The organism is Salinimicrobium oceani, from assembly GCF_012037645.1.
Genome location: NZ_JAAVJR010001258.1, coordinates 1 through 337 on the forward strand (window position 1 = coordinate 1; position 337 = coordinate 337).

The 337-nt window shown below is 43.6% G+C and carries 1 protein-coding gene; it reads right to left on the reverse strand.

The window, feature by feature from the left end; translation table 11 throughout:
- The coding region (locus HC175_RS21730) for a DUF2911 domain-containing protein (protein ID WP_168139974.1) at positions 1-337 on the reverse strand (337 nt) is incomplete at both ends.

Below are 337 nucleotides of genomic sequence, written 5' to 3' on the forward strand. Positions count from 1 at the left end.
CCTTGCAACGTCCTTTTCTACATGATAATCATAGGCACCCCAAATGTTAGTACTGTTGTTGAGGACGATTGTCCACTCCTTTTCTTTTGGAATAGTGAATAAGGTATAGGTTCCTTTTTTGATGGTTTTGTCCCCCACCATGAGGTCGTTGTAAAGAGTGATCTCTGTAGCTTCATTGGCACCTGTTCTCCAAACTTCTCCGTAAGGAACAAGTTTTCCAAAGATTTCGCGATCCCTGGTTTGGGGACGGCTATATAAAACCCTTGCGAGAGGTTCATTGTTCTCTCCTCTAAAGAGCACCACATCCATAGGGCTCACATCGAGCTTTGAGAAGTTT